This window comes from Pseudoduganella sp. (assembly GCF_041914865.1).
Taxonomy (GTDB): domain Bacteria; phylum Pseudomonadota; class Gammaproteobacteria; order Burkholderiales; family Burkholderiaceae_D; genus Rugamonas.
In genome coordinates this window covers 1-26,281 of record NZ_JAYSCO010000055.1, presented here as the reverse complement: position 1 = coordinate 26,281, position 26,281 = coordinate 1, and the positions used below count along the sequence as shown (strand labels likewise).

Below are 26,281 nucleotides of genomic sequence, written 5' to 3'. Positions count from 1 at the left end.
AGAATTACCTATTACTATAAAGACAACTATATATCAATAGCCGAGCAAGTTCAATGCCGAGTTCACAAAGAGGGCGCAATCGGCCAACAAAAAAGCGCCGGCGCACCACACATTTCTTTCAGGAATTTAACATTTTGAGCATGAGATGCTACGTGGGCATGACATCGCGCCAACAAACTTGCATTATTGATATGCATTGTCAATTTTACACCAGAAGGCGGCCGCTGTCACAGCCTTTTCTGCCGCCGGACTCAGGCGGCAACAGCGCACTCAGCCGTGTCGGCGGTTACGGATGAGGACGCCTGGCGGCACCACAGCTCGAATTCGGCCACCTGGAACAGCGGGGCCGCCAGCGCCACATTAGTGTTGCTTTTTGCGCTGTCGAGGGCCCGCAACAGGGCCGGCACGTTGTACAGGCCGCGTTCACGGGTCGCCTGGCTCGACAGCAAGTCGCGCACGTCCTCGTACAGCTCGCCGGTCAGCCAGCGCCGCGTCGGCACCGGGAAGCCCATCTTGTCGACGCGCGTGCGCACCAGCTCGGGAATGCGGCCGCGCATGCCTTCGCGCTGCACGTACTTGTTCCAGTAGCCGCGCATGCGCCAGTGGTCGGGCAGCTGGAACAGCAGTTCGACCAGGCGGTAATCGAGGAAAGGCAGGCGCCCTTCGAGCGAATGGGCGCTGGAATTGCGGTCTTCCACGCGCAGGAAGACGGGCAGCGGCGCGCGCCGCATGGCGTCCACCAGGGCGGCCGGCAGGCGCTGGTCCTGGCCGGTCACCACGCGCGGCGTGGCATGGCGGCTGAACTCGTCCTGCAGCCAGGGACTGGCGGCGACGCGCTGGCGCGCGCGCTGCTCGGCCATATAGCGGTAGGGCGGCAGCAGGGCCAGGGCGCTGCGCGCGCCCAGCGCCAGCTGGTCGCGCAGGCGCGCGGCCGGGTCGCCGCCATGCCACTGGGCGTGGGCGCGGATCTCCGACCACATGCGCAGCGGCTGGCCGGCGCGCAGCAGGCTGTGCCAGTAGTTGCTGACAAAGGATGGGTAGCCGGCCGCCGTTTCGTCGGCGCCCTGCCCGTTCAGCACCACCTTGACGCCGCGCGCGGCCGTCTGGCGCATCAGCTGGTAGCTGACGCAGGCGGTAAACGTGTGCACCGGTTCGTCCTGGTGCCACAGCACGCGCGGCAGGTCGTCCCACAGCTGGCGCGGGCTGGTCTGCAGCAATTCCATCTGCGAGCCGGTCTGGGCCAGGTTGGCCTCGATGTACTGGTGCTCGTCGAAGTCGCGGTCCTGGAAACAGAAGGACAGCAGCGGGTCGCGCGCGCCGGCCGCCTGGCGCACGCGCGCCGCCGCGCACAGGATGGCGCTGGAATCGAGCCCGCCCGACAGGTGTACCGCCACCGGCACGTCGCTGCGCATGTGCAGGCGCACCGCATCCTCGAACAGTTCGGCATACTCGGCCGCCGGGTCGGCCACCGTGCGCGCCGCCACCTGCTCCACGCTCCAGTATGTCCACTCGCGATAGCTGCCGTCCTGGCCCAGTTCAAAGGCGCAGCCGGCGCCGACCGAGGCGATGCCCTGGTAGAAGGAGGCGTTGCTGTTGTCGAGGGCGCCGCGCACCAGGAAGTTGGCGGCGATTTCCCAGTTGGTGCCGCCATGGTAACGGCCGCTGTCGCGGATGGCCTTGATTTCCGAGGCAAACATGATGTGCTGCTTGTCCTGGTAACGGTACAGCGGCTTGATGCCGAAGCGGTCGCGCGCGCCGAACACCTGGCCGGTGCGCCGGTCGTGCACCAGGAAGGCCCACATGCCGTTCAGGCGCGGCAGGCAGGCGTGCCCCCACTGCTGGTAGGCGTGCAGCAGTACTTCGGTGTCGCCGGTGGAGTGGAAGCGGTGGCCCAGCGCCTCCAGCTCGGCGCGCAGCTCCAGGTAGTTGTAGATCTCGCCGTTGAAGACGATGGTCAGGCCGGCCTCGGCCAGGGTCATCGGCTGGTGGCCGGCCGGGCTCAGGTCAAGCACCGACAGGCGGCGGAAACCGAAGCCCAGCGGACCGGCAGTATAAAAGCCGTCGTCGTCCGGACCGCGGTGGCGGATCAGGTCGGTCATCCGCTTCAGCAGCGGCAGTTCGGCCGGGCGGCCATCCAGGTTAAGTACAGCGACTAATCCGCACATGCGTTTGTTCTTTGCAATTTTTCACGTGCGCTCATCACGCGGCCACTACCAAGGGTTCGAGTTCCAGCATACCCAATTCGACCGTGCAAGTCAGTTGGGGAAACCCTCAGCGGGCAGGCTGGAAATATTAGTTACATAATGACATCATACATTAACACTATGCCAAGTCAATGTTGATTATCGGTAACCCTCAGTGGAGTGCCAAGGCCCGCCGCGGCGCCGCCCGCCGCGCCCCTTGTTCCTGCAGTTTGAACACGGCCATCGATTGCGCCACCCATTCGGCCTGGCGCGCCAGGCTGCCGGCGGCGGCGGCGGCCTGCTCCACCAGGGCGGCGTTCTGCTGCGTGATGTCGTCAATCTGCACCACGGCCTGGTTGACCTGGCCGATGCCGTGGCTTTGCTCCTTGGTGGCGGTGTCGATTTCATCCATGACCTGGGTCACCCGCATCACCGACTGGATCACCTCGGCCATGGTGGCGCCGGCATTGCTGCTCAGGCGGGTGCCGGCGTCGACGCGGGCGATCGAGCTGTCGATCAGTTGTTTGACTTCCTTGGCCGCCGTGGCCGAGCGCTGCGCCAGGTTGCGCACCTCCGACGCCACCACGGCAAAGCCCTTGCCATGCTCGCCGGCGCGCGCCGCTTCCACCGCCGCGTTCAGGGCCAGGATATTGGTCTGGAAGGCGATGCCATCGATCATGCCGATGATTTCCAGGATCTGGCGCGACGACTGGCTGATCTCATCCATGGTCTGCACCACCTGCGACACGATATTGCCGCCCTGCGCCGCCACGCTGGAGGCTTGCTCGGCCAGGGAATTGGCGCTGTGCACGCTGGCCGCGCTCTGCTGCACATTGCTGGTCAGCTGCTCCATGCTGGCCGCCGTCTGCTGCAGGCTGGACGCCTGCGACTCGGTGCGGCCCGACAGGTCGCGGTTGCCGCTGGCGATTTCGCTGGTGGCGGTCTTGATTTCGTCGAAGTTGTCGCGCACCTCGCCAATGATGCTGTGCAGGTTGACATTGGTCTGGCGCAGCGCGGCCAGCAGCTGGCCCATTTCATTGTCGGCGCCGATCTCGATGGCGCCGGTCAGGTCGCCGCCCGCCATCTTGCGCGCGAAGCTGGTGGCGCGCCGCAGCGGCTGCACGATGGCTCGCTGCAGGGAATACCAGAAATAGAGGGCGGCCAGGATGAACACGGTGTTGAGCGCGGTCAGCCAGAGTGGCGCCCCCAGTTGCACGCCCGCCACGGCGAGGAAGGCCAGCAGGCCGCTCAGCGCGCCCATGCCAAGGCCGATGTGGCGCGCCAGCGACAGGTTGCGCAGCTGGTCCAGCCAGTTGCGCCAGCCGCGCTGGCGCAGGCGGCCGCGTTCCAGGCGCAGGCGGCGCGGGTTGCCCTCGCGCAGCTCGCGGTACAGCGCTTCGGCCTGCGCCACCTGTTCCCGGCTCGGTTTGGTGCGCACCGACATATAGCCCACCGGGCGGCCCGCCTCGATCACCGGCGTGACATTCGCCAGCACCCAGTAAAAGTCGCCATTCTTGCAGCGGTTCTTGACCAGGCCGGTCCACGGCGTGCCGCTCTTGATGGTGTTCCACAGGTCGGCAAAGGCATCGACCGGCATGTCGGGGTGGCGCACGATGTTTTGCGGCGCGCCCACCAGCTCGTCTTCGGTGAAACCGGACACTTCAATGAAATACGGATTGGCGTAAGTAATCTTGCCCTTCAAATCCGTGGTCGAAACAATGGTCTTGCCCTCGTCCAGGATGAATTCCTGGCTGGTGACAGGCGTGTTGAGGCGCATGGCGGTGCTCCTTATCGGCTCGGGAAATGCGGAGGGAGTGAACCGGGAGCTGGGGTCCATCTGGCGGCGTGGGCTGCGGGATAGGGGAGCCCGGCCAGATCATGTGCTCAAGTATAAAAAGCTGCTGCGTTTAGGAAACTCTCCAAAAGTTTCAATAGAAAAATACAATCAAACTCAGGAGGCCGCCGCGCGCCGTCCTATGCGGCTGCGCACCTCGCGCACCATGTCGCGGTTGAACAGCAGGCTGGCCAGGCCATAGGCCAGCACGCCGCCCAGCACCTCGGCCGCCAGGGCCCAGGGCCGCGGCTGGGCCGCCAGCTGAGGCCGCAACGCGGTAACGGCGCCGGCCATCAGGCCCGAGCACAGGATGGTGGGGCCGATCCGGCCCAGCACCTGGCCGGCGCGCAAGCCCAGCACCTGCAGCATGCGCCGCATATTGGCCAGCAGCACCACCGGATAGGCCAGCAGCCAGGCATAGGCCACGCCCTTGATGCCCCAGTGCGTGCCGAGGTAGAACGCGGGCGGCATCACCAGGCAGGCCAGCAGCACGTTGCGCAGGTTGACCCCGGTCTGGCCCACGGCATCGACCACGGCCGGCAGCAGCTGGGCCAAGGTACGGAAGGGCATGACCAGGCACAGCACCTGCAGCGGCAGCACCGCGCCCTGCCAGTCCGGGCCCAGCACCACGCTGACCAGCTCCGGCGCGACGCAGGCCATGCCCCACATCATGGGGAAGGCCAGCACGCTGACATAGCCCAGCACTTGCAGCACGCCGTGGCGGATGGCCGGCAAATCATGCTGGCTGCGCGCCATGATGGGGAACAGCACGTGGTTGAGGATGCCGGCAATGCGCTGCATGGGCAGCGAAGCGAGGTGCATCGAGACCGAATACCAGCCCAGCAGCTGGTCGCCCAGCACGCGCCCGACAATGGCGACGTCGGCTTGCATGAAGCTGTACCACAGCAGGCGGGTGGCGGTGACGTTGCCGCCAAAGCCGAGCAGGGAACCCATGCCCTGCAGCTTCCACAGCGGCCACGGCTGGCCCGGCACGCACCAGTTGAGGGCGCCCACCCGCCACAGCTGCTGCGCCAGCATGCCGCCCACCAGCGACCACACGCCGCAATCGAATATCGCCAGCAGCAGCGTGGCCTGGGAGCCAACCAGCGCCCCGCTCAGTTCGATCAGCGAGCGCTGCTTGTATTCGAGGCGGCGCTGCAGCAGCACATCGGGCACCACCACCAGCGGCAGCAGGATGAACTGCAGCGACAGCACATGCATGACCGGCTGCAGGCGCGGCTGGCCGTACAGGGCCGCCACCAGCGGCGCCAGCAGGTTGGTCAGCAGGCACAGGCCGAGGTTGGCCAGCCAGATCACCCCCATGGCCTGGCGCAGGTCCTGTTCGCTGATTTCCTTGCGCTGGATCAGGGCCGGGCCCAGGCCGACTTCGGCGAACATGGTCAGCAGGCCGATCACCACCATGCACATGGCCAGCAAGCCGTAGTCGGACGGCGCCAGCAGGCGCATGACATAGATGGTGACGCCCCAGGTGATGACCTGTGCCGCCAGCTTGGCGCCGGCCACCCATTTGACGCCGCGCGCCAGGTCGCTGCCGATGGTCATGGGCGTGGCTCCGCGGCCTGGTAGCCGACTTTGCCGCCGGCCGCCAGCTGCCGGCGCAGCCATTGGCGCAGGCGTTCCTTCTGCAACTCGGTGACGCTGCCCAGCAGCACCACGCTGGCCAGGGTGGCGGCCAGCACGGCGGCCAGGTAGGCATAGCCCTGCCCCATGCCGGCCAGCAGCACTTCAAACAGCAGCACCAGCGGCAGGTGGAACAGGTAGATCGAGAAGGTATAGCCGGCGGCGCGGCGCAGCGCCGGCGCCAGCGCGGCGAACAGGCTGTCGAAGGCCGGCGCAATGCGGCGGAAACCGATGAAGTTCATGGCAATCAGGAGCGCCAGCGGGTAGTCGCCCAGGAAATGTTTAGAAAAATGCAGCTGGCGGTACAGCTCCGGCCCCAGCACGCTGCCGGTCCAGTGCGACAGGGCGGCGCCGACGTCCCAGTACTGGAAGGCGGCCAGGCCCACCAGGGACGCCAGCCACAGCAGCCAGCCGGTGGCGGCGCCGATGGCGTAGCCGCCCTGCCAGCGGTAGACCACGACACCAAGGCACCAGACCGGGGCCAGCAGCAGGATCTTGGGGCCGATCAGCAGCATGGCGAGCGCCAGCCACAGCCAGCGGCGCGCGCCGCGGCCAAAGCACCACAGCGAAAACAGCAGGTAGTAGGCCATCTCATAGCACAGCGACCAGTAGGCCGAATTGGAGAACGGCATGATGGACACCAGCCACAGCTCGTTGGCGAACAGCAGGCTGGCCGCCACGCGCAGCCAGCCGTAATCGTGCGTGGTCAGGCCGGCATAGGCGCGCGCATCGACCATCTGCCCCAGCATGTCGGCCAGCGGCGCCAGCAGCACGGCCGGCAGCGCCACCGAGTAAATGCGCGCCAGGCGGCTGGTCCAGAAGCTGGCCGCGTCGTTTTCCTTGTGCTCGGCCACGTAGGCGATCACATAGCCCGACAGCAGGAAGAACACCACCACCGCATTGTGGCCGACCGAATTGGGCAGCAGGGGCGCGCCCAGGATGCTGGCGCGCGCCGTGTGCGCCAGCATGACGGTCAGCGCCGCCGCCAGGCGCAGCGCGTCAAGGTAGAGCGAAAAGCTGCGGGACATGCCGCGCGAATCAGGCATTACGCTTGGTCTCAAAATGTTCGGATGCCAGCGCGGTGGCATGCTGCATGGCCGCGTCGATATGCTGGCCCCAGGCTTTCAGGGACAGCGGGTTGCTGACGCGGCGCGCCAGCAGCTGGCGCGGCAACAGCACCAGCGCATACAGCTTTTCCGGGATCTTTCGCTTGAGCAGCACCAGGCCGCGGAAATTGGTCAGCCACCAGTCGCTGGCCTGCAGCCGCTCGTCCAGGCGCGGCACGGTGAAGCTCGGGTGGTACAGGTTGAAGGCAATGGTGATGCGCTGCTGGGTTCCGCCGTACACCTCGACCGAGTGCATCAGGCTGGCCGGGAACAGCAGCATGCGGCCATTGCGCGGGGTCATGAAGTAGTCGCGCCGCAGCGGATCGGGCTGGCGGTCGACGTCGATGGCGACGAAGCTGCAATCCTCGAAGCGGGTGCGGCCGCCCGACGCGGTGCCGGCGGTGATGTCGCCCACGTTCACGTAGTACACGCCGGAAAAGAAGGAATGCACGCCCAGGTGGTCGTGGCGCCGGTTGTAGTGGCCGTGCTCGTTGATATTGGCCCAGGCGCGGATTTTCCAGCCAGTGGCGAACTCGGCCGCGTCGCGCCCGGTCTGGCGCGCCACGTATTCGCGCGCCAGAGTGGTCATGCGCTCGAGCAATTGGCGTACCGGCGCTTCCTGCCAGTCCTGCATGTCGGCATTCGACTGCCAGCCGCCACGGTTGGTTTTCACGGTGCCGCAACTGCTGGTGCGTCGCGCCAGCACCACATCGCGCAGCGCCCGGTTCAATTCTTCGCTGTCGGGCCAGTCAAAATGCATGACGGGCGACGGGAACAGCAGTTCCATGGTTGCACCCTGCAAGGCAACCTGATCCGGGGACGGGGAATTCATGACGGTGGGCGCGGGAAAATTATCAAAACGTCTATCATAGTATATCAACGGTGGCCGCCGCGGCAATCGCGAAATTGACACTGGGCAGCCCGGCTGGCATCATGATGATGGTCAAATGACAACATTGAATGGGAACACAATGCGCCAGCTGTTGCGGTCGATTAAGAACAAACTCACCCCGGAAGCCCCCCTGCCCCTGGGCGCGGTGGCGGAACGCAAGGCCGACCAGGCCGGCCTGCCAGCGACCGATCCGGGCATCGAAGCCGTGCTGGCAGCATGCACCGACTGGCTGCGCGCGGCCCAGGACCATTCGGCCTCGGCCGATGGCGGCGTGGCGCGCGACTTCAGCCTGGTCAAAGGCTGGGCCACCTCGTATCCGGAAACCACCGGCTACATCGTGCCCACCATCATCGAACTGGCGCGCCGCCAGGGCAGCGACGAACTGCACCAGCGCGCCCGCCGCATGCTGGACTGGTTCGTCGCCATCCAGTTCCCGGAAGGCGGCTTCCAGGGCGGCCGCATCGACTCCACGCCGTGCGTGCCGGTCACCTTCAACACCGGCCAGATCCTGATCGGCCTGGCCGCCGGCGCCCAGGAATACGGCGACCCGCGCTATCTGGACGCCATGCACCGCGCCGCCGCCTGGCTGCGCGACTCGCTGGACGAAGACGGCTGCTGGCGCAAACACCCTACCCCGTTCGCCAAGCCGGGCGAGAAAGCCTATGAAACCCATGTGTCGTGGGGCCTGTTCGCCGCCGAGCGCGTGGCGCCCGGCCACGGCTACGGCGAAGCCGGCCTGCGCCAGGTGGCATGGGCCCTGACCAAGCAGCAGCCGAACGGCTGGTTCGCCTCCAACTGCCTGAACGACCCGATCCACCCGCTCAGCCACACCATCGGCTATGTGCTGCGCGGCGCGCTGGAAGGCTACCTGCTGTCGCAGCGCCCGGAACTGCTGGCCGCCGCCGTGCGCACCGGCAACGCCCTGCTCGACGCCGTGGGCCCGGACGGCTTCCTGGCCGGCCGCCTCGACAGCCAATGGCGCCCGGCCGTGAAATTCGCCTGCCTGACCGGCTCCGTGCAGAACGCGCACTGCCTGTTCCTGCTGTACCAGCTGACCGGCGAGCAGCGCTACTTCGCTGCCGGCCAGCGCCTGAACCAGTACGTGCGGCGCACCGTCAAACTGGACGGCCCGAAAGAAACGCGCGGCGCCGTGAAAGGCTCCTTCCCGGTCGATGGCGCTTACGGCCAGTATGAATTCCTGAACTGGGCCGCCAAGTTCTGCATCGATTCCAACCTGCTGGAACAGGACCTGCTGAAGGCACGCAATGCTTAAGCCGGCCAAGCGCCTGGCCAAAGCCGCGCTGGAACTGCTGCGCCGCCGCAGCAGCGCGCGGGAACAGAAGCAGACCCGGCGCCATGTCAGCCGCGAAGAACTGGCGGCCGGCCTGGCCCGCCTCGGCATTGAACCGGGCGACGCCGTCTTCATCCACTCCTCGCTCAGCAGCCTGGGCTATGTGGAAGGCGGCGCCGCCACCGTGGTGCAGGCGCTGCAGGACGCGGTCGGCCCGCAAGGCACGCTGGTGCTGCCGACGTATTACATGCCGGGCGGCTCCATCCTCGCCACGGCGGAAATGAGCGATTACGTATTCGATGTGCGCAAGCACGGCACCAATATGGGCCGCCTGCCGGAAGCCTTCCTGGCCAGCCCCGGCATCGCCCGCAGCGTGCACCCGACGCATTCGGTGTCGGCCTGGGGCCGCCACGCGCGCTACCTGACCGAGGCGCACCACCAGGCGCCGTCCGTGTTCGGCGAAGGTTCGCCCTGGCAGCGCTTTGTCGGGCTGGAGCGTGCAAAAGTACTGGGCCTGGGCATTTCCATGGGGCCGGTCACCTTCTACCACGTGCTGGAAGACGCCATGGGCGACGCCTTCCCGGAACCGGTCTGGGGCGAACGCAACTTCCTCCTGCCCTGCATCGACCAGGCCGGCCAGCGCTACGAAGTGCCGCTGCGCCCGTTCGACCCGGCCCTGGCCCAGCGCCGCATCGACCACCGCTCGCGTGAAGACTTGCGCGCCTACTTCATGGCCGAATTCCAGCGCGCCGGCCTGATGCAACAGGGCCTGGTCGGCGACGCCGCCTCCTGGTGGATTCCGGCGCGCGGCTTTTTCGACCACCTGCAGCAGCTGGCCGGCCAGCACATCACCATCTACTCGACTCCGGAACAACTGGCGGCGCGCCCGCTGGCCTGAGCGGCCGGCGCGCACTCCAGCGCGCGCCCAACCGTATCATCGGCAGCTCCACCAGGTGGTAGCCGAGGCCGGTCAACAACGCCAGCAGCGCCAGGAACACCGTCCACTGCCAGACCGGATGCACGCCGTCCAGCGTGCGGAAGGCATACCAGAGCAGCGGCGGATGGAACAGGTAAATCCCATAACTGTAGCGCGCCACCAGGCGGCTGGCCTGGTTCAGGCGCGGCGCCGCCAGCTGGCGCAGCCACGGCAAGGCCAGCGCCACCGCCAGGCAGACTGCCCAGCTCCCGTAATTATTGGCACGCGGCTCGGCCCAGGCGACGTACGCCAGGCACGGCACAGCCAGCACCAGCGGCCACAGCCAGCCCGGCAAGCGCGGCCGCTCGGCCAGGCGCCAGGCCAGCACCCCGGCCAGGAAGCACGGGGCATATTCCAGCACATTCAGGCGCGGGCTGAGCAAGGGCACGAGGAAAGCGACTAGCACCGACAGCAGCCACAGCGCCAGCAGCCAGCCTGGCGGGCGGTGGCGGAACAGCAGGAACAGCCACGGCAGCAGCACATACATCTGCACTTCCAGGCAAAGCGACCACAGCACCGTCGACATATAGCGCGCATACACCAGGTTTTGCACCAGCAGCAGGTTGGCTGCGATTTCAAATGGCGTCCACTGCCGATCCAGGAACAGGTAGATGCCAATCAGCATTACGACACACAGGGGATAGATGCGGCAGGCGCGCTGCAGGTAGAAGGCGCGCAACAGCGCAGCCCTGGCCAGCTGTTGGCGCTCGAGCGACTGCATGAGCACCAGGCTGGTATGTACGAAGAACAGCATCACGCCCAGCTGGCCCAGCGCGTAGGAAGTGCGGCTGGTCTGGATGGTATAGCCGGCGACGTGCGCTGCCAGCACCAGCAGCACCGCCACGGCACGCAGCAAGTCGAGGTTGGGCTTCAGCATCGTGCCATGATGCCCGAGCCCGCCGCCCTAACCTTTGCGGCAAATCATGCCCCGCTCAACTGGCGGGCGCCACCGCCTTGCCTGTTGCGCGGCGCAGGCTCCACTGCACGCCCAGCTTGATCATCGGATGCTCGATCAGGTGGTAGCCGAAATACGTGGCCGCCCACAGGCTGCTGCCAAAGATCAGCCATTGCACGGCCGTCGGCAAGTACGCCAGGTGGTCGAATGCGATGTACAGCAAGGGGTAGTGGAACAGGTAAATGCCATAGCTGTAGGTGGCAATCGTTTTGCTCACCTGGTTCAAGCGTGGTGTCTGCAGCTGGCGGATATAAGGGATTGCCAGGCCCAGCGCCAGGCAAGCACTCCAGCGGCCCACGTTCTCGGTGCGCGGATCGGAAAACGCCCCGTACAGCACGCACAGCAGGGCCAGTAACAGCGGCCAGACCCAGGCCGGCAAGCGTTCCCGGTTCTGCAGGCGCCAGGCGATCACACCGCCCAGGAAACAAGGCACAAAAATGAAAATGGTCAGGCGCCGCGTGATGCTGGGGATCAGGATGGCGAGCGGGATCGCGGCAAGCCACAGGATCAACAGCCAGCGTACCGGACGGTCCTTGAAGAAGACGTAAAGGAAGGGCAGCACCACATACATCTGCACTTCCAGCGGCAAGGACCACAATACGCCGCTCATATAGCGCGTATAGGCCAGGTTCTGGGTCAAGGTCAGGTTGGTGAACAGCTCGAACAGGCTGTAAACCTCCGGCCCGAACACATAGATACTCAGGACAAAAACGACGCTGAGGGGGTAGATACGGAACAGGCGCTGGATATAAAACCGCTTGAACAGCGCGCTGCCCTCCAGGTTCTGGCGCTCCAGCGACTGCATCAGGACCAGGCTGGTGTGCACGAAGAACAACATCACCCCGAGCTGGCCCATCCGGTACTGGATGTCGCCATAGTCCCAATCATGCACTTCACAGACGTGCGCAACCAGCACCAGCACAACGGCCACTGCCCGCAACAAGTCCAGGTTGGGTTTGAACATCATGATCGTTGAGCTGGCGAAAATGAGTGCATATCTTGCACGATAATTATCACATTTGCAAGTGTGGCGGGTGCCGGGTGGGCTACCCATCCAGCCGCCCCCGCCGTGCCACCGCTTGCCTGGACCGCCTGCTGACGACCAGCGCCACCAGGCAACACATTGCTACAGTTGCAAAGGGATGCTGTTCGAATCCGGTCACCAGCTTAAGAAAAGTGGCAGGACCTCGCGGATCGGCAAAACGCTCAATGGCGTGCAGGCTGCTCTAGCTTCGGAGGCACTTATTGCTGCATCCCTCCTCCTCGCTTGTGTTGATCGATCGCAAGTCTTTGGCACTTGCGCCGTGCCACACTCGAACCTACCCGTCGACTTCAAGCCGACGCGGCCCGCCAAGCAGTTCGACAGCTTCAATTTCGTTCGCGGCGATGTGATGGTGATGAAGCCGCATACGGGCGGCCCAGCGGACCATGTAGCCGGCTAGGACGGAAGGAACTGGATTTCCGACTTCGCCCACGGCGATTTCTGGGCCGGTAAAAAGTATCGGGAAGAGAGGCCACATTTTGCGGTCTATCGTTATTGACTGCCTTATTAAGGCAGCCCTGTTTTCAATCTGCACGGCAGCCGCTGCAGCGGGCAGCAACAAGCCGCCGGCCTTCTTGACGGTGCCCGTGCTCGGTCTGCGTTTGCCCCTTCACCAGGCAAACCTCGAGCCATTCCCCGAAGACCAGCGCGCTTTGTGCGGCCAGATTGAGGACAATGAAGTACACACTGCCCGGGTCTGGGTATTCGCACGAGCAAAGGATGCGACATCAACGTATTACATGCTCACCGGCTACTTCAAACGACGCAAGCCTGAATCCGGCCAACGGCTTTACGAATTATGGGATAACGGGTCCGTCTTCACCATACGTGGCGATAAATGTGGCGGCGATGACGCTGCGGAGACATTCGAGGTCCACGACCCGAACGCCAATAACGACGGTAACGTGCCCGACCCAATCCTTCAAGAGCTGGCGCACGACCTTGCCGCCCGAACGGTTCGCGCTTTCCGCGGTCCTGAGCGGCTACGCACTGAGATCAGGAACCAGCGCATCGATTTCAATTCTCTTCCCGCAGAACTACAGGAAGCGTTCGCGCCTTACTTTGGAAAATAAACAGGAATTTGGCGCATACGGGCAACACCGGGTTGGATTCAAGTGTTGTCGGATTTTGGAACTTATCACACCAACGGTCAGATAGCGGGAAACTACCTGAAAATTCGTATGGTTGATGGCGCGGCTGGCGGGGATCGAACCCACGACCCTCGGCTTCGGAGGCCGATACTCTATCCACTGAGCTACAGCCGCAGGTGATACTGAAGAGACACGAAGGATAGCCGGAAATCCATTCCATAGCTAGGGGTTTCCGTCTATAATCGTCGGTTTGACGAGGGCCTGGCGGTTTCAATGCCAAAAAAACAACCCTTCTACAGCTTTTCGAAAACTGTCCTAAGGAAATCATGAGCCACGAATCCGCTATCAGAACGCCTAAGCAGCTGGTCGCTGCCGTTGTAGGTTTCTTCGCCGTCACTATCATTGGCATCGTTTTGCTGGTGCAGTTTGTGACCCAGGAAAAGCTGACTGGTGCCGGGTCCGATAGCCAGAGCGCGGAGGAGATTGCTAAGCGTCTGGCACCTGTGGCCGACAATGGCTTTACCCTGAAGGATGCAAATGCGCCGAAAGTGCTGCAGACTGGCGAGGCGGTTTACACCGCGACTTGCGCAGCTTGCCACGGTAGCGGCGCGGCTGGCGCACCTAAGACTGGCGATGCCGGCGCATGGGGTGCTCGTATTGCTCAAGGTTACGATACCGTTGTGAAGCATGCCATCGAGGGCCTGCGTGCAATGCCTGCCAAGGGCGGCAACCCTGACCTGGACGATGTGGAAGTGGCGCGCGCGGTTGTGTTCATGGCGAACCAGTCGGGCGGCAAGTTCAAGGAGCCTGAGGTGAAACAGGCGGCTCCGGCTGCTGATGCACCTGCTGCGGAGCCTAAGGGCTGATCGCTGGGAATCTAAAAAAACCGCTCGTTAGAGCGGTTTTTTTTTGCCTTTTTTAAACCCGGGAAACCGGGGTCTGACCCGGAGGGTCAGACCCTGTCAGCGCAACGGCTGGGTGGTGTTGGCGGGGTCGCGAATCGGGGACTGCGAAACCGTTGGGGGTCTGACCCTTTTGGGTCAGACCCCGCCTTACCGGGTTTACCAGATGATCACGCGGTCTTTTGGCGCGAGGTACATCTGGTCGCCCTTCTTCACGCCGAACGCTTCGTAGAACCCTGGCTGGTTGCGCAGGGTGCCGTTGGTGCGGTATTCCTCTGGCGAGTGCGGGTCGGTGGTGACCTGGCGGATCAGCGCTGCTTCGCGGGCTTTGGCGCGCCAGGCTTGCGCCCAGCCCTGGTAGAAGCGCTGTTCGCCGCTGTAGCCTTCGATGACCGGGGCTGGCTTGCCGCCCAGTGACAGCTTGTAGGCTTTGTATGCGATGGCGAGGCCGGAGTTGTCGGCGATGTTTTCACCCAGCGTCAGCTCGCCGTTCACCTTGTAGCCTTTGACCGGGCTGAATGCGCCGTACTGCTTGACCAGCATCCTGGTGCGCGCCTTGAAGTTCTTGTGGTCGCGCGCGGTCCACCAGTCGCGCAGGTTGCCGTCGCCGTCGTATTGCGCGCCCTGGTCGTCGAAGCCGTGCGAGATCTCGTGGCCGATCACGGCGCCGATGGCGCCGTAGTTGACCGCGTCGTCGGCGTTGGCGTCGAAGAACGGTGGCTGCAGGATGGCGGCCGGGAACACGATCTCGTTCAGCTCGGGGTTGTAGTAGGCGTTGATGGTTTGCGGCGTCATGCCCCATTCATCGCGGTCGATCGGCTTGCCCAGCTTGTCCAGTTCCTTCTGCACTGCGAACTCGGTGGCGCGGGTGACGTTGCCTACCAGGTCGTTGCGGTCGATAACCAGCTTGCTGTAGTCGCGCCATTTGTTCGGGTAGCCGATTTTCGGGGTGAACTTGGCCAGCTTGGCTTGCGCTTCTTTCTTGGTCTGGGGGCTCATCCAGGTCAGCTTGTCGATGCTGTCCTTGTAGGCCGCCAGCAGGTTCTTCACCAGTTCTTCCATACGCGCTTTATTGGCGGCCGGGAAGTGCTGTTCGACGTAGACCTTGCCGATGCTTTCGCCCAGCGCGCCTTCGGTGGCGGAGACGCCGCGCTTCCAGCGTGGGCGCTGCTCGGTGGCGCCGCCCAGCTGTTTGCCGTAGAACTCAAAGTTGGCGTCGACGAAGGCTTTCGACAGGTAGGGCGCGTTGGCGCGGATCACGCCCCAGGCGAGGTAGGGCTTGAGGGTGTCGAGCGGGGTTTCCGCCAGCAACTTGTCGAGGGCTTTCAGGTAGCTTGGCTGGCTGACGATCACGTAGTCGACCTTGCCGGCCACGCCAAGGCTGGCCAGGTAGGTGTTCCAGTCATAGCCCGGCATCAGTGCGCCCAGCTTGGCGACGGGCACTTTGTTGTAGGCTTTGACCGGGTCGCGCAGGGCGACTTTGTCCCAGTGCAGTTGGGCGATTCTGGTTTCGAAGGCGATGATGGCTTTGGCGTTGGCGGCGGCGTTGCTGTCGCCGGCCAGCGCCAGCATCTTTTCCACCGTGCCCTGGTATTTGGCCAGCGTTTCGGCCATCTTGGGGTCGTTCTTCTTCAGGTAGTAGTCGCGGTCGGGCATGCCGAGGCCGGACTGGACGAAGTCGATCACGTATTTGGTCGAGTCTTTGTTGTCCTGGTGGATGCCCATGTCCATCGGGACGGGGAAGTTGTGGCGGTTGTGGTACGCGAACAGGGCTGGCAGCTGTTTCTTGTCGCTCAGGGCGGCGATGCGTACGAGTTCGGGCTGGATCGGGGCTACGCCCAGTTGTTCCAGGCGCGCTTCGTCCATGAAGGAGGCGTAGAAGTCGCCGATGCGTTTCTGGTCGTCGTTGGCGGCGCTTTGGGCGGCGTCTTCGATGATCTTGCGCAGTTGCGGCTGGATGTCTTCGTACAGCTTTTCCCATACGCCCCAGCTGGACATTTCGGCGGGGATTTCCGCGGTGGCCAGCCATTTGCCGTTCAGGTGCTTGAAGAAGTCGTCCTGGGCGCGGATGGCGGGGTCGATGTATTGCAATTCAATGCCGGATTTGTCGGCGGCGCCGGCGCTGGCGGCGATCAGGGCGGCGGCTAGCGCTATTAGGTGTTTTTTCATGGGGTGTCTCTTTTTTGAACCCGGGAAACCTGGGTCAGACCCAAGGGTCTGACCCTGTCATGCGGCGGGTGCGGACTGGGGTCTGACCCTTGGGTCTGACCCCGGTTTACCGGTTTGGGGGTTACCAGATAATCGCGCGCTCTTTCGGTGCGAGGTACAGCTTGTCGCCTTCTTTCACGCTGAAGGCGTCGTAGAAGCCCGGCTGGTTGCGCACGGTGCCGTTGGCGCGGAACGGGCCTGGCGAGTGCGGGTCGCTCTTCAACTGGCCGATCAGCGCGGCATCGCGGTACTTGGAGCGCCACACCTGGGCCCAGCCCATGTAGAAGCGCTGGTCGCCGGTCAGGCCGTCGATCACGGGCGCTTTCTTGCCCTTCAGCGACAGCTTGTAGGCCTTGTAGGCCACGGCCAGGCCGGAGTTGTCGCCAATGTTTTCGCCCAGCGTCAGCTCGCCGTTGACCTTGTAGCCTGGCAGCGCCTCGAAGTCGCCGTATTGCTTGACCAGGATCGCGGTGCGCTCCTTGAAGCGCTTGCCGTCTTCTTCGGTCCACCAGTTGCGCAGGTTGCCGTCGCCGTCGTATTGCGAACCCTGGTCGTCGAAGCCGTGCGAGATTTCGTGGCCGATCACGGCGCCGATGCCGCCGTAGTTGACCGCGTCGTCAGCCTTCATGTCGAAGAACGGCGGCTGCAGGATGGCGGCCGGGAACACGATTTCGTTCATCTCCGGGTTGTAGTAGGCGTTGATCTGCTGCGGCGGCATCAGCCACTCGTCACGGTCGATCGATTTGCCCAGCTTGTTGACCTGGCGCTCATGCTCGAACTGGTTGGCGCGCATCACGTTGCCTACCAGGTCGTCGCGCTTGATCTCGAGCGCGCTGTAGTCGCGCCATTTGTTCGGGTAGCCGATCTTGGTGGTGAACTTGGCCAGCTTGGCGTGCGCTTCCTTGCGCGTTGCTGGGCTCATCCACTCCAGGTTGTCGATGCCCTGCTTGAAGGCTTGCAGCAGGTTTTTCACCAGCTTTTCCATGCGCGCTTTGGCTTCCGGCGGGAAGTGCTTGGCCACGTACAGCTTGCCGATCGATTCGCCCATCGCGTTTTCGGTCAGCGATACGGCGCGCTTCCAGCGTGGGCGCAGTTCGGTGGCGCCGCTCAGGGCGGTGCCGTAGAACGAGAAGTGCTCGTCAACGAAGGCTTTGGACAGGCGCGGCGCGTAGGTTGCCAGCAGGCGGTAGTCCATATAGGCCTTCCAGTCTTCCAGCGAGACCTCGGCGATCACCTTGTCCAGCGCCTGCAGGTAGCTCGGCTGGCTGACCATCACGTCTTTGACTTTGCCGCCGATATGCACGCCGTCCATCCAGGTGGCGAAATCGAAGCCGGGCATCAGTTCGTTCAGTTTGGCGACTTCGACCTTGTTGTAGGCCTTGACCGGATCGCGCAGCTCGACCTTGGTCCACTGGATCTGCGCCAGGCGCGTTTCCACGTTGACGACGGCTTTGGCGGTGGCGGCGGCGTTCTTGTCGCCGGCCAGCGCCATCAGCTTGGCCACATGGGCTTCGAACTTGGCCAGGGTTTCGGCCAGCTTGGCGTCGTCCTTTTTCAGGTAGTAGTCGCGGTCGGGCATGGACAGGCCGGACTGGCCCAGGTCGGCCACGTAGCGGGTCGAGTCCTTGTTATCCTGGTGGATGCCGACGTCGAACGGGCTGCTCACGCCCATGCGCGAGAAGTGCGCGAACTGGGCGGCCAGCTGCTTCTTGTCGTTCAGGGCGGCGATGCGGGCGCGCTCGCCGGCCAGTGGGGTGATGCCCAGCTGCTCGACGCGTGCCTCGTCCATCATGGAGGCGAACAGGTCGCCTACGCGCTTGGCGTCGGCGCTGCCGCCTTTGGCCGCGGCTTCTTCGATCAGCGCGCGCAGGCGCGGTTGCAGTTCTTCCGACATCTGCGCGAACGTGCCCCAGGAGGCGCGGTCGGCGGGAATCGGGGTATTTTTCATCCAGCTACCGTTGGTGTACAGGTAGAAGTCGTCGGCGGCGCGCACGGATTTGTCCATGCTGGCCGTTTCAATGCCGGATTTCAGTGCGGTTTTGCCGGCAGCGATTGCCGCGTTGGCGGTAAAGAGGCCGATGACAATGGCGCTCAGGATCTTGCGTTTCAAAGTTACCCTCCTAGGTATGTGTGACGGTATCGCGCGACTCTAGCACGGCACCCCGGCAAACTTAAAAAAAAAAGCCACGCGGGGCGTGGCTTTTTTGTCCTGGTTTGTATTACCAGATGATGATGCGGTCTTCCGGCTTGACGTACATCTTGTCGCCTTCCTTCACGCCGAAGGCTTCGTAGAAGGCTGGCTGGTTGACCACGGTGCCGTTGGCGCGGAAGCGGCCGGCCGAGTGCGGGTCGGTCTTGACCTGCACAATGGCCTGCTGCTCGCGCATCTTGGTGCGCCATACCTGGCCGAAGCCCATGAACACGCGCTGCTCGCCGGTCAGGCCGTCGATCACTGGCGATTGCTTGCCGCCCAGGGAAATCTTGTATGCCTTGTAGGCGATCGCCAGGCCGGAGTTGTCGGCGATGTTCTCGCCCAGGGTCAGCTTGCCGTTGATCGGGTAGCCTGGCACCGGCTCGTAGGCGCCGTACTGCTTGACCATGGCGTCGGCCTTGACCTTGAAGGCGGCGCGGTCTTGCGCGGTCCACCAGTCGCGCAGGTTGCCGTCGCCGTCGTACTGCGAGCCGGAGTCGTCGAAGCCGTGCGAGATTTCGTGGCCGATCACGGCGCCGATGGCGCCGTAGTTGACCGCGTCGTCAGCCTTCATGTCGAAGAACGGCGGCTGCAGGATGGCGGCCGGGAACACGATCTCGTTGGCGGTTGGACGATAGTAGGCGTTGATCGTCTGCGGGGTCATGCCCCATTCATCCTTGTCGATCGGCTTGCCCAGCTTGTCGATATTGCGGTTGTACGCGAACTCGGTAGCGCGGCGCAGGTTGCCCGCCAGGTCGCCGGCGTTGAACTGCAGCTTGCTGTAGTCGCGCCATTTGTTCGGGTAGCCGATTTTCGGGGTGAACTTGGCCAGTTTTTCCTGCGCCTGCTTCTTGGTCTCCGGGCCCATCCAGTCGATGCTGTCGATGCTCTGCTTGTAGGCCACCAGCAGGTTCTTCACCAGTTCTTCCATGCGCGCTTTGCGCTCGGCCGGGAAGTACTTGGCCACGTACAGCTTGCCCAGGCCTTCGCCGATGGCGCCTTCCACCACGCCCACGCCGCGCTTCCAGCGTGGCTGCTGTTCGGTCACGCCGGTCAGCACGGTGCCGTAGAAGGCGAAGTTGGCCTGGTCGAATTCCTTGCTCAGGTATGGCGACGCGTCACGCAGCAGCTGCCATTCGAAGTAGGCTTTCCAGGTTTCCAGCGGGGTGCTTTCCACCAGCTTGGCGAATTCGGTCATGTAGCTTGGCTGGGCCACGATCACGGTGTCGGTCTTGGCGGCGATGCCAACCGCGCCCAGGGCGGCTTTCCAGTCGTAGCCAGGCGCGATCTCGGCCAGCTTGGTGATTTCCATCTTGTTGTAGCGCTTGACCGGGTCGCGGTTCTCCACGCGGGTCCACTGGGCCTTGGCCAGTTCGGTTTCCAGGCCGATGATGGCCTTGGCCATGTCGGCGCCGTTCTTGTTGCCGGCCATGCCCAGCACCTTGGCCACGTGCAGCTCGTACTTGGCCAGCGCGTCGGCCATCTTGGCGTCGTCTTTTTTCAGGTAGTAGTCGCGGTCAGGCAGGCCCAGGCCGGATTGGCCCATGTAGGCCGCGTACTGGGTCGAGTTGCGCGCATCCTGGCTCACGCCCACGCCGTAAGGCGCCGGCACGCCGGATTTGTTCAGGTGGGCGATCAGCGCCGGCATGCCTTTCTTGTCTTTCAGGCCGCGGATCCTGGACAGCTCGCCGGCCAGCGGCTTGATGCCGGCCTTTTCCAGCTTGGCTTCGTCCATGTAGGACGCGTACAGCGCGGCGATCTTGGCTTCGTCGCCTTTCAGGCCTTTCTGCTTTTGCAGGTCCTGGATCAGGTCGCGCAGGTGGAACAGGGTGTCGTCGCGCAGCTTGGCGAAGGAACCCCAGCTCGACTTGTCGGCCGGGATCTCAGTGGTCTTCAGCCATTCGCCGTTCAGGTGCTGGAAGAAGTCGTCCTGCGCACGCACGCTCTTGTCGATGTACTGGGTATCGATGCCCGACGTCAGGGCCGGGGCGTGGTTGTGGTCATGGCCTTCGTGGCCAGCCGCGTGGGCGAAGGCCGCCATCACGCTCAGGGTAATGGTGCTCAGGATAAAACGTTTCACTCTGTTGTCCCTTTAGAATTTGGTTTCAAGTCGAACACTCCACTGGGTGTAAGTGGGGTTCAGCGAGGCCGCTTGTGCAGCAAGCCCATTAGCGTACACCAGGTTGTACCCGGTTGCATCATCCGCCAGCAGGTTGTTGGCGCTGATGCGGAGCTGCGTGCGGCTGTCGAAACGCCACAGCGCATACATGTCCAGCACGCGTTTGCGGCTGGCTTCCACGCGCTGCTTGTCGCTGACCTGGGTGCGGACCAGTGGGGTCCAGTTGTAGCTGGCGCCAAGCGTGAGTGGAATGTCTTTCAGGCGGTAGTCCATGCCCAGGTTGGCCGTCTGCTTCGCCTGCTGGTCGAGGCGGTTGTCCGGGCCGGGAATGCCGTCGACCTTGGACCAGAAACGGCTGTAGTTGCTGCGGAAGTCGATCTGCGGCGCGTCGTCCATCAATTCGGCCAGCGAGAACTTGGCTTCCAGTTCGATGCCGCTGGTGCGCGCCTTGCCCACATTGAACGGGGCGGAAACCCAGCGCAGGCCCAGCTCCGTCTGGCGCAGCTCCAGGTCGCGCCGGATCAGGTCGTCGATCTTGCGCACGAAACCGCTGATGCTGACGATGCCGTTGCGGCCCAGGTAATGCTCGTAAGCGAGATCGAGGCCGGTGGCCAGTTCCGGTTTCAGGTTGGGGTTGCCGGTGCGGTCGGGGCTGGTGGCGCTGTTCTGGCGCGACTGCGCCGGCGCGGCGATCAGGTCCTGCACGGTGGGCGACTTGTAGCTGCGCGTCAGGCTGGCGCGCACCTGGTCTTTCTCGCGGCCGGGGATTTTCCATACCGCGTGCAGCAGCGGGCTGAATACCTTGCTGGTGTTGGCGATGGCGCCGCTGCTGCGCTCGGAGGTGGTGCGGATGCCTTCCCAGCGCGCGCCGAGCGAGGCCGACCACTGCGGGGTGATATCCCATTCGTCCTGCGCGAACAGGGCAACGCGGCGCGTGTCGGCGGCCAGGTTGTCGCCGGATTCGGCGAACTGCGGCTTGCCGTCCTTGTCGAGCGAGACGCGCAGCTGGTCGCGCTGGCTCGCCTCCAGCTCCCAGCCGGCGGCCAGCATGTGGCCTGTGCCCAGCGGCGAGGTGTATTTGCCGCCGGTGTTGATGCTCTTGTCCCTGGTGTTGTCGGTGTCGGTGAAGCGGTCCAGCAGCGTGCCTGTTTTGTTGTACTGGTAGCGCAGCGAATCGCTGTCGCGCTTGCCCAGGCTGAAGCCGAACTTCACATCCAGCTTGCTGGGCCCCTGCAGGCGGTGCACCCAGTTGCCGAAGCCGCGCAGGAAGGTGACGTCGTTCTCGCTGCCCTGCTGCGCCAGGTTGTATTCCGGGCCGCCCGGCACGCCGGCCGCCAGTTGCGGCAAGGCCTGCTCCAGCGTGCTGGTGGCGTTGCTGCGGCCCTGCTGGTGCATCAGGATGGTCTGGAAGTTCAGCGTGTCGCCGTTTTCGAACTTGTACGACAGGCGCGGCACCAGGTGCAGGCCTTTGTTGGTACCGGCGCTTTCGCTTTGCAGGAACTGCTCCTTGGCCAGGTCGCCATCGGCTTCCGTGTCGAAGTTGCGGGTCTGGCTGCGGTCGTGCTGGCGGTTGACGTTGAACGAGGCCGACAGCGTGTAGTTCAGCGCGCCCTGCTTGCCGGGGATGGTGACCGACACTTCCGGCGAGTGGCGGCCCTGCTCGATGCGGTCGGATGCCTTTACCTGCACGTCGCGCACCTGGTAGCCGTCGCGCAGCACGATATTGATGGTGCCGGCGATGGCGCGCGCGCTGTGCTCGGCCACCGGGCCGCGCATCACTTCAATGCGCTCGACCTGGTCGGGCGACAGCGATTCCATGGAAAAGCCGGCCGGCGGGCGTTCGCCGTTCACCAGCACCTGGGTGTAGCCGCTGCCCAGGCCGCGCATGCGTACTTCGCCGCCGCGTCCGGGGCGGCCGCCCAGGGTCACGCCCGGCAGGCGTTTCAGCACATCGCCGATATTGTTGTCGCCATTGCGGTCCAGCTCCTCGCGGCCGTAGACCTGCTTGCCTGCGGTCGAGTTACGGCGCTCGGCCATATCGTCCTGGCGGCCGCCGCTGATGGTGACCTGGGGCATGACGGGGTCGGCTGGCTGGGTTTGCGCCGCCGCGCCGGCGGCAAGGCCCAGGCTGGCCAGGGCGAATGGGATGAACTTCTTCATGGTTTGACAATGTTCCGCGCGGCAGGCCGGTTGGCGCCGCGCAGGCATTGTAAACCCCGGCCCCCTCCGCTGGCGCAAGCGGGGGCCGTTTTTTACTTTTTGATACCGGACCTACATACCGCGGCCGGGACCGCCAGCCCCGCCGCCGGGGCCGCCCATGCCGCCGCGCCCACCCGGCCCGCCACGATGGCCGCCCTCGCCGCGTTCGCCGGATGGCCGCTCGCGTCCACCGGCCGGTCCGCCCTCCACGCGCACTAGTTGGTCTGAGAGAAACTTTGCCACAGCCTGGCGCTGGCTATCGTCGAGCGCATCATTAATGCCCAGCCACCATTCGCGCAGCTGGCGGTCTTCGGCGGCGGTGGTGGCCTGCTCCGCCTCCAGCCCGGCCTGCAGCTCGCGCAGCTCGACGTTTTGCGCCTCCAGGCGCTGGCGGGTAGCCTCCTGCAGCCGTTCGCGGCGCGCCTTGCGCTCGCGCAGCAGCGCCTTGCTCTGGCTTTCCACCTTGGCCCACAGGGTGGACTGGTTGGCATTCAGGTTGAGGGACTTGCGGAATTCGGCGGCCATCGGCACCAGGTCTTCGGTGCGCAGCTCCATCAGCGGCACGGCAAAGGCGGGGGCGGCAGCCATGGCCAGCACCAGCCACGCGGCGCGGGCAGAACGGATCAGACTCATTTGCATGCTCCAGAAAAAAAGATGCCTGCGGAGCCGCAGGCATATAAGACCACTTCAGGGTAGAGAGAATTGCAGAACCCAGTGTAGGGGCCGCACGGCAGGGCCAGCGTCTTTCTTACAAATACTTACTCCGGTAAAAACCTTGGCAAACACTTACCAAGTTGTGCTTTTGGCGTGGCTTTCCTGCGGATTTATTCCATGCTGGCAGCTACGATTGCTGAGAATCAGGTTTATACTGAATTCCAATGGCGGTCGAGTTACCGCTGTATCCGAAACAGGTGACACATGGGCAAGAAACTCAAGAACGCCGGCCTGATTGGCCTGGGCGTGGTAGCCGGGGTGGCAGTCTCCCTGCAGTTCTCCGCGATGGCACAAAGGCAGGTCGACCCGGTCCTGCCGCTGGAAGAGCTGAAGCAGCTCGCCGATGTGTACGGCCTGATCAAATCCGACTATGTCGAGTCGGTGGAAGACAAGAAACTGCTGACCGAGGCGATTGCCGGCATGGTGGCCTCGCTCGACCCGCATTCCGCCTACCTGGACAAGAAGGCCTATGCCGAGCTGCGCGAAGGCTCGCAAGGCAAGTTCGTCGGCCTGGGCATTGAAATTGGCCAGAGCGACGAAGGCTATATCCGGATCGTGGCCCCGATCGAGGATTCGCCGGCCTACCGCGCCGGCATCAAGGCGGGCGACATGATCACGCGCCTGGACGCCACCTCGCTCAAAGGCCTGAGCCTGGACGAATCGGTCAAGAAGATGCGCGGCGAGCCGGGCACCAAGGTGACCCTGACCATCATGCGCAAGGACGAGCCGCAGCCGCTGCAGTTCACCCTGAACCGCGAAGAAATCCACCAGAAAAGCGTGAAGGCCAAGATGGTGTCGCCCGGCTATGCCTGGGTACGCATCTCGCAATTCCAGGAACCGACGGTGGAAGACCTGGCCACCAAGATCACCGAGCTGTACCGCCAGGACCCGCACCTGAAAGGCCTGGTGCTGGACCTGCGCAACGACCCGGGCGGCGTGCTGCAAGGCGCCATTGGCGTGGCGGCGGCCTTCCTGCCGAAGGATACGCCGATCGTCTCGACCAACGGCCAGCTGCCCGATTCCAAGCAGATCTTCTACGGCCGCGCCGAATACTACTCGCTGCGCGGCGACGGCGACCCGCTGGCCAAGCTGCCGGAGGCGGTCAAGCGCGTGCCGATGGCGGTGCTGGTGAACACCGGCTCCGCCTCCGCCTCGGAAATCGTGGCCGGCGCCCTGCAGGACTACAAGCGCGCCACCATCATCGGCTCGCAGACCTTCGGCAAGGGCTCGGTGCAGACCATCCGCCAGCTGACCGCCGATACCGCCGTCAAGCTGACCACGGCGCGCTACTACACGCCGCACGGCCGCTCGATCCAGGCCAAGGGCATCTCGCCCGACCTGGCGGTGGATGAAAACGAGGACGGCGACGGCCTGAACAGCCTGCGCATGCGCGAAGCGGACCTGGCCAAGCACCTGTCCAACGACCGCGAACAGGAAGCCGGCAAGAGCCAGCGCGACGAGCTGGAAGAACAGATGCGCATCCTGGCGGCCGAGAAGAAGCGCAAGCCGCTGGAATACGGCAGCGGCGACGATTTCCAGCTGAAGCAGGCCCTGAACCACCTGCAAGGCCAGCCGGTGCAGCTGGCCAAGGGCGAATCCAAACTGGTCAAACTGGACCCGCCGCCCAAGAAATAAGCTGACAATGATCAAGACGGCGCCCCCTGAGGCGCCGTTTTTGTTGGCGGATGCGGTAAAATCGCCCGGCTAACCGGTCACCTGACCCATTCCCAAATAAGAAAGATTGATCATGAAACAAGCCGTCATCAGCGGTACCGGCCTCTATACCCCGGAAAATTCGATCAGCAATGACGAACTGGTCACTGCTTTCAACGCTTACGTTGAACTGTTCAATGCGGAAAACGCCGCCGCCATCGCGGCCGGCACCGTGACCGCCCTGGAACCCTCCAGCGCCGCCTTCATTGAAAAGGCTTCCGGCATCAAGTCGCGCTATGTGATGGAAAAGAGCGGCATCCTCGATCCAAAACGCATGACCCCGCGCATTCCCGAGCGCAGCAACGACGAACTGTCGCTGCAGGCCGAGATTTGCGTCGCCGCCGCGCGCCAGGCGCTGGACCGCGCCGGCCGCACCCCGGCCGACATCGATATGGTGCTGGTGGCCTGCTCGAATATGCAGCGCGCCTACCCGGCCATGGCGGTGGAAGTGCAGCAGGCGCTGGGCATCGACGGCTTCGGCTTCGACATGAACGTGGCCTGCTCCTCCGCCACCTTCGGCATCCAGCAGGCGGTGGCGGCGGTGCAGAGCGGCCAGGCGCGCGCCGTGCTGATGCTGAACCCGGAAATCACCTCCGGCCACCTGGATTACCGCGACCGCGACAGCCACTTCATCTTCGGCGACGCCTGCACCGCGGTGATCGTGGAAGCGAAAGAGAATGCCGTGTCCAAGCACCAGTGGGACATCTTGGATACCAAGCTGAAGACCAGCTTCTCCAACAACATCCGCAACAACTTCGGCTTCATGAACCGCTTCGACGAAAGCGGCATCGGCGCGCCGGACAAGCTGTTCAAGCAGCAGGGCCGCAAGGTGTTCAAGGACGTGTGCCCGATGGCCGCGCAGATGATCAAGGATTCGATCGAGCGCGCCGGGCTGCAGGTTGAGCAAATGAGCCGCTTCTGGCTGCACCAGGCCAACCTGAGCATGAACCAGCTGATTTCCCGCACCATTCTCGGCCGCGATGCCGAGCCGCTGGAAGCGCCGGTGATCCTGGATACGTATGCCAACACCTCCTCCGCCGGCTCGATCATTGCCTTCCACAAGCACCAGGACGATTTGCCGTCCGGCGCATACGGCGTGATCTGCAGCTTCGGCGCCGGCTACTCGATCGGCTCCGTCGTCGTCCGTAAAGTCTGAAAATTCGAGTCTGAAAATTCGGGGTCAGGTCTGACAATCGGACAAATGGTGCCCAAGGGCACCATTTG

Annotated in this window: 19 protein-coding genes and 1 tRNA gene; 7 read left to right on the top strand and 13 right to left on the bottom strand. The window is 64.1% G+C overall.

Features of this window, described 5'->3' with window-relative positions; genetic code table 11:
* Positions 1-251 precede the first annotated feature (251 nt).
* The 5 genes from asnB to ACE3TQ_RS20985 form a co-directional block, all read right to left on the bottom strand.
* The gene (gene asnB, locus ACE3TQ_RS21005; RefSeq protein ID WP_374584647.1) at positions 252-2,165 is read right to left on the bottom strand and encodes an asparagine synthase (glutamine-hydrolyzing); all 1,914 of its coding nucleotides are present in this window, start codon (positions 2,163-2,165) and stop codon (positions 252-254) included.
* Between the two features lie 190 nt (positions 2,166-2,355).
* Positions 2,356-3,960 (bottom strand): methyl-accepting chemotaxis protein, encoded by a 1,605-nt coding sequence (locus ACE3TQ_RS21000; RefSeq protein ID WP_374584645.1) that lies wholly within the window; start codon positions 3,958-3,960, stop codon positions 2,356-2,358.
* Positions 3,961-4,134: 174 nt separating this feature from the next.
* Positions 4,135-5,580 carry a lipopolysaccharide biosynthesis protein gene (locus ACE3TQ_RS20995; protein ID WP_374584643.1) on the bottom strand — a complete coding sequence of 482 codons (1,446 nt, stop codon included), beginning with the start codon at positions 5,578-5,580 and terminating at the stop codon, positions 4,135-4,137.
* A complete protein-coding gene (locus ACE3TQ_RS20990; protein WP_374584641.1) occupies positions 5,577-6,704 on the bottom strand; it encodes an acyltransferase family protein in 1,128 nt (375 codons plus the stop codon). The genes ACE3TQ_RS20995 and ACE3TQ_RS20990 overlap by 4 nt, the downstream gene beginning before the upstream one ends.
* On the bottom strand, positions 6,697-7,551 hold the full coding sequence (locus tag ACE3TQ_RS20985) for a TIGR02466 family protein (RefSeq protein ID WP_374584639.1): 855 nt from the start codon (positions 7,549-7,551) through the stop codon (positions 6,697-6,699). Before ACE3TQ_RS20985 ends, ACE3TQ_RS20990 begins: the two co-directional genes overlap by 8 nt.
* 184 nt (positions 7,552-7,735) lie before the next feature.
* Here ACE3TQ_RS20985 and ACE3TQ_RS20980 point away from each other — a divergent pair, with 184 nt between their 5' ends.
* Both ACE3TQ_RS20980 and ACE3TQ_RS20975 read left to right on the top strand, forming a co-directional pair.
* Positions 7,736-8,929: a hypothetical protein gene (locus tag ACE3TQ_RS20980; RefSeq protein WP_374584637.1), complete on the top strand. Its 1,194-nt coding sequence runs from the start codon at positions 7,736-7,738 to the stop codon at positions 8,927-8,929.
* Positions 8,922-9,845 (top strand): AAC(3) family N-acetyltransferase, encoded by a 924-nt coding sequence (locus ACE3TQ_RS20975; protein WP_374584635.1) that lies wholly within the window; start codon positions 8,922-8,924, stop codon positions 9,843-9,845. The genes ACE3TQ_RS20980 and ACE3TQ_RS20975 overlap by 8 nt, the downstream gene beginning before the upstream one ends.
* Here ACE3TQ_RS20975 and ACE3TQ_RS20970 read toward each other — a convergent pair.
* A complete protein-coding gene (locus ACE3TQ_RS20970) occupies positions 9,796-10,800 on the bottom strand; it encodes an acyltransferase family protein (RefSeq protein WP_374584633.1) in 1,005 nt (334 codons plus the stop codon). The genes ACE3TQ_RS20975 and ACE3TQ_RS20970 overlap by 50 nt on opposite strands.
* Positions 10,801-10,855: 55 nt before the next feature.
* Complete coding sequence (locus tag ACE3TQ_RS20965) at positions 10,856-11,845, bottom strand: acyltransferase family protein (RefSeq protein WP_374584631.1); 990 nt, start codon at positions 11,843-11,845, stop codon at positions 10,856-10,858.
* A 175-nt stretch (positions 11,846-12,020) separates the two neighbouring features.
* Between ACE3TQ_RS20965 and ACE3TQ_RS20960 the strand changes: the two genes are divergently transcribed.
* On the top strand, positions 12,021-12,320 hold the full coding sequence (locus tag ACE3TQ_RS20960) for a hypothetical protein (RefSeq protein WP_374584629.1): 300 nt from the start codon (positions 12,021-12,023) through the stop codon (positions 12,318-12,320).
* A gap of 79 nt (positions 12,321-12,399) precedes the next feature.
* A complete protein-coding gene (locus ACE3TQ_RS20955) occupies positions 12,400-12,993 on the top strand; it encodes a hypothetical protein (RefSeq protein ID WP_374584627.1) in 594 nt (197 codons plus the stop codon).
* Between the two features lie 116 nt (positions 12,994-13,109).
* On the opposite strand, the gene ACE3TQ_RS20950 is transcribed toward ACE3TQ_RS20955, so the two are convergent.
* Positions 13,110-13,185: transfer RNA gene (locus tag ACE3TQ_RS20950), tRNA-Arg, on the bottom strand.
* Between the two features lie 152 nt (positions 13,186-13,337).
* Between ACE3TQ_RS20950 and ACE3TQ_RS20945 the strand changes: the two genes are divergently transcribed.
* Positions 13,338-13,877 (top strand): cytochrome c5 family protein, encoded by a 540-nt coding sequence (locus tag ACE3TQ_RS20945; RefSeq protein ID WP_374584625.1) that lies wholly within the window; start codon positions 13,338-13,340, stop codon positions 13,875-13,877.
* A gap of 195 nt (positions 13,878-14,072) precedes the next feature.
* Here ACE3TQ_RS20945 and ACE3TQ_RS20940 read toward each other — a convergent pair whose 3' ends face one another.
* From ACE3TQ_RS20940 to ACE3TQ_RS20920, 5 genes are all read right to left on the bottom strand, one after another.
* Complete coding sequence (locus tag ACE3TQ_RS20940; protein WP_374584623.1) at positions 14,073-16,082, bottom strand: M13 family metallopeptidase; 2,010 nt, start codon at positions 16,080-16,082, stop codon at positions 14,073-14,075.
* Positions 16,083-16,203: 121 nt separating this feature from the next.
* A complete protein-coding gene (locus tag ACE3TQ_RS20935; protein ID WP_374584621.1) occupies positions 16,204-18,231 on the bottom strand; it encodes a M13 family metallopeptidase in 2,028 nt (675 codons plus the stop codon).
* Positions 18,232-18,340: 109 nt separating this feature from the next.
* Positions 18,341-20,353 carry a M13 family metallopeptidase gene (locus ACE3TQ_RS20930; protein WP_374584665.1) on the bottom strand — a complete coding sequence of 671 codons (2,013 nt, stop codon included), beginning with the start codon at positions 20,351-20,353 and terminating at the stop codon, positions 18,341-18,343.
* Positions 20,354-20,404: 51 nt separating this feature from the next.
* Positions 20,405-22,591 carry a TonB-dependent receptor plug domain-containing protein gene (locus tag ACE3TQ_RS20925; protein ID WP_374584619.1) on the bottom strand — a complete coding sequence of 729 codons (2,187 nt, stop codon included), beginning with the start codon at positions 22,589-22,591 and terminating at the stop codon, positions 20,405-20,407.
* A gap of 111 nt (positions 22,592-22,702) precedes the next feature.
* Entirely contained in the window at positions 22,703-23,263 is a 561-nt protein-coding gene (locus tag ACE3TQ_RS20920) for a hypothetical protein (protein WP_374584617.1), read from the bottom strand.
* Between the two features lie 285 nt (positions 23,264-23,548).
* Here ACE3TQ_RS20920 and ACE3TQ_RS20915 point away from each other — a divergent pair, with 285 nt between their 5' ends.
* A complete protein-coding gene (locus ACE3TQ_RS20915) occupies positions 23,549-24,979 on the top strand; it encodes a S41 family peptidase (protein ID WP_374584615.1) in 1,431 nt (476 codons plus the stop codon).
* Positions 24,980-25,091: 112 nt separating this feature from the next.
* Positions 25,092-26,213, top strand: coding sequence for a beta-ketoacyl-ACP synthase III (locus ACE3TQ_RS20910; protein ID WP_374584613.1), 1,122 nt, complete (start codon positions 25,092-25,094; stop codon positions 26,211-26,213).
* The last annotated feature ends 68 nt before the right edge of the window (positions 26,214-26,281 follow it).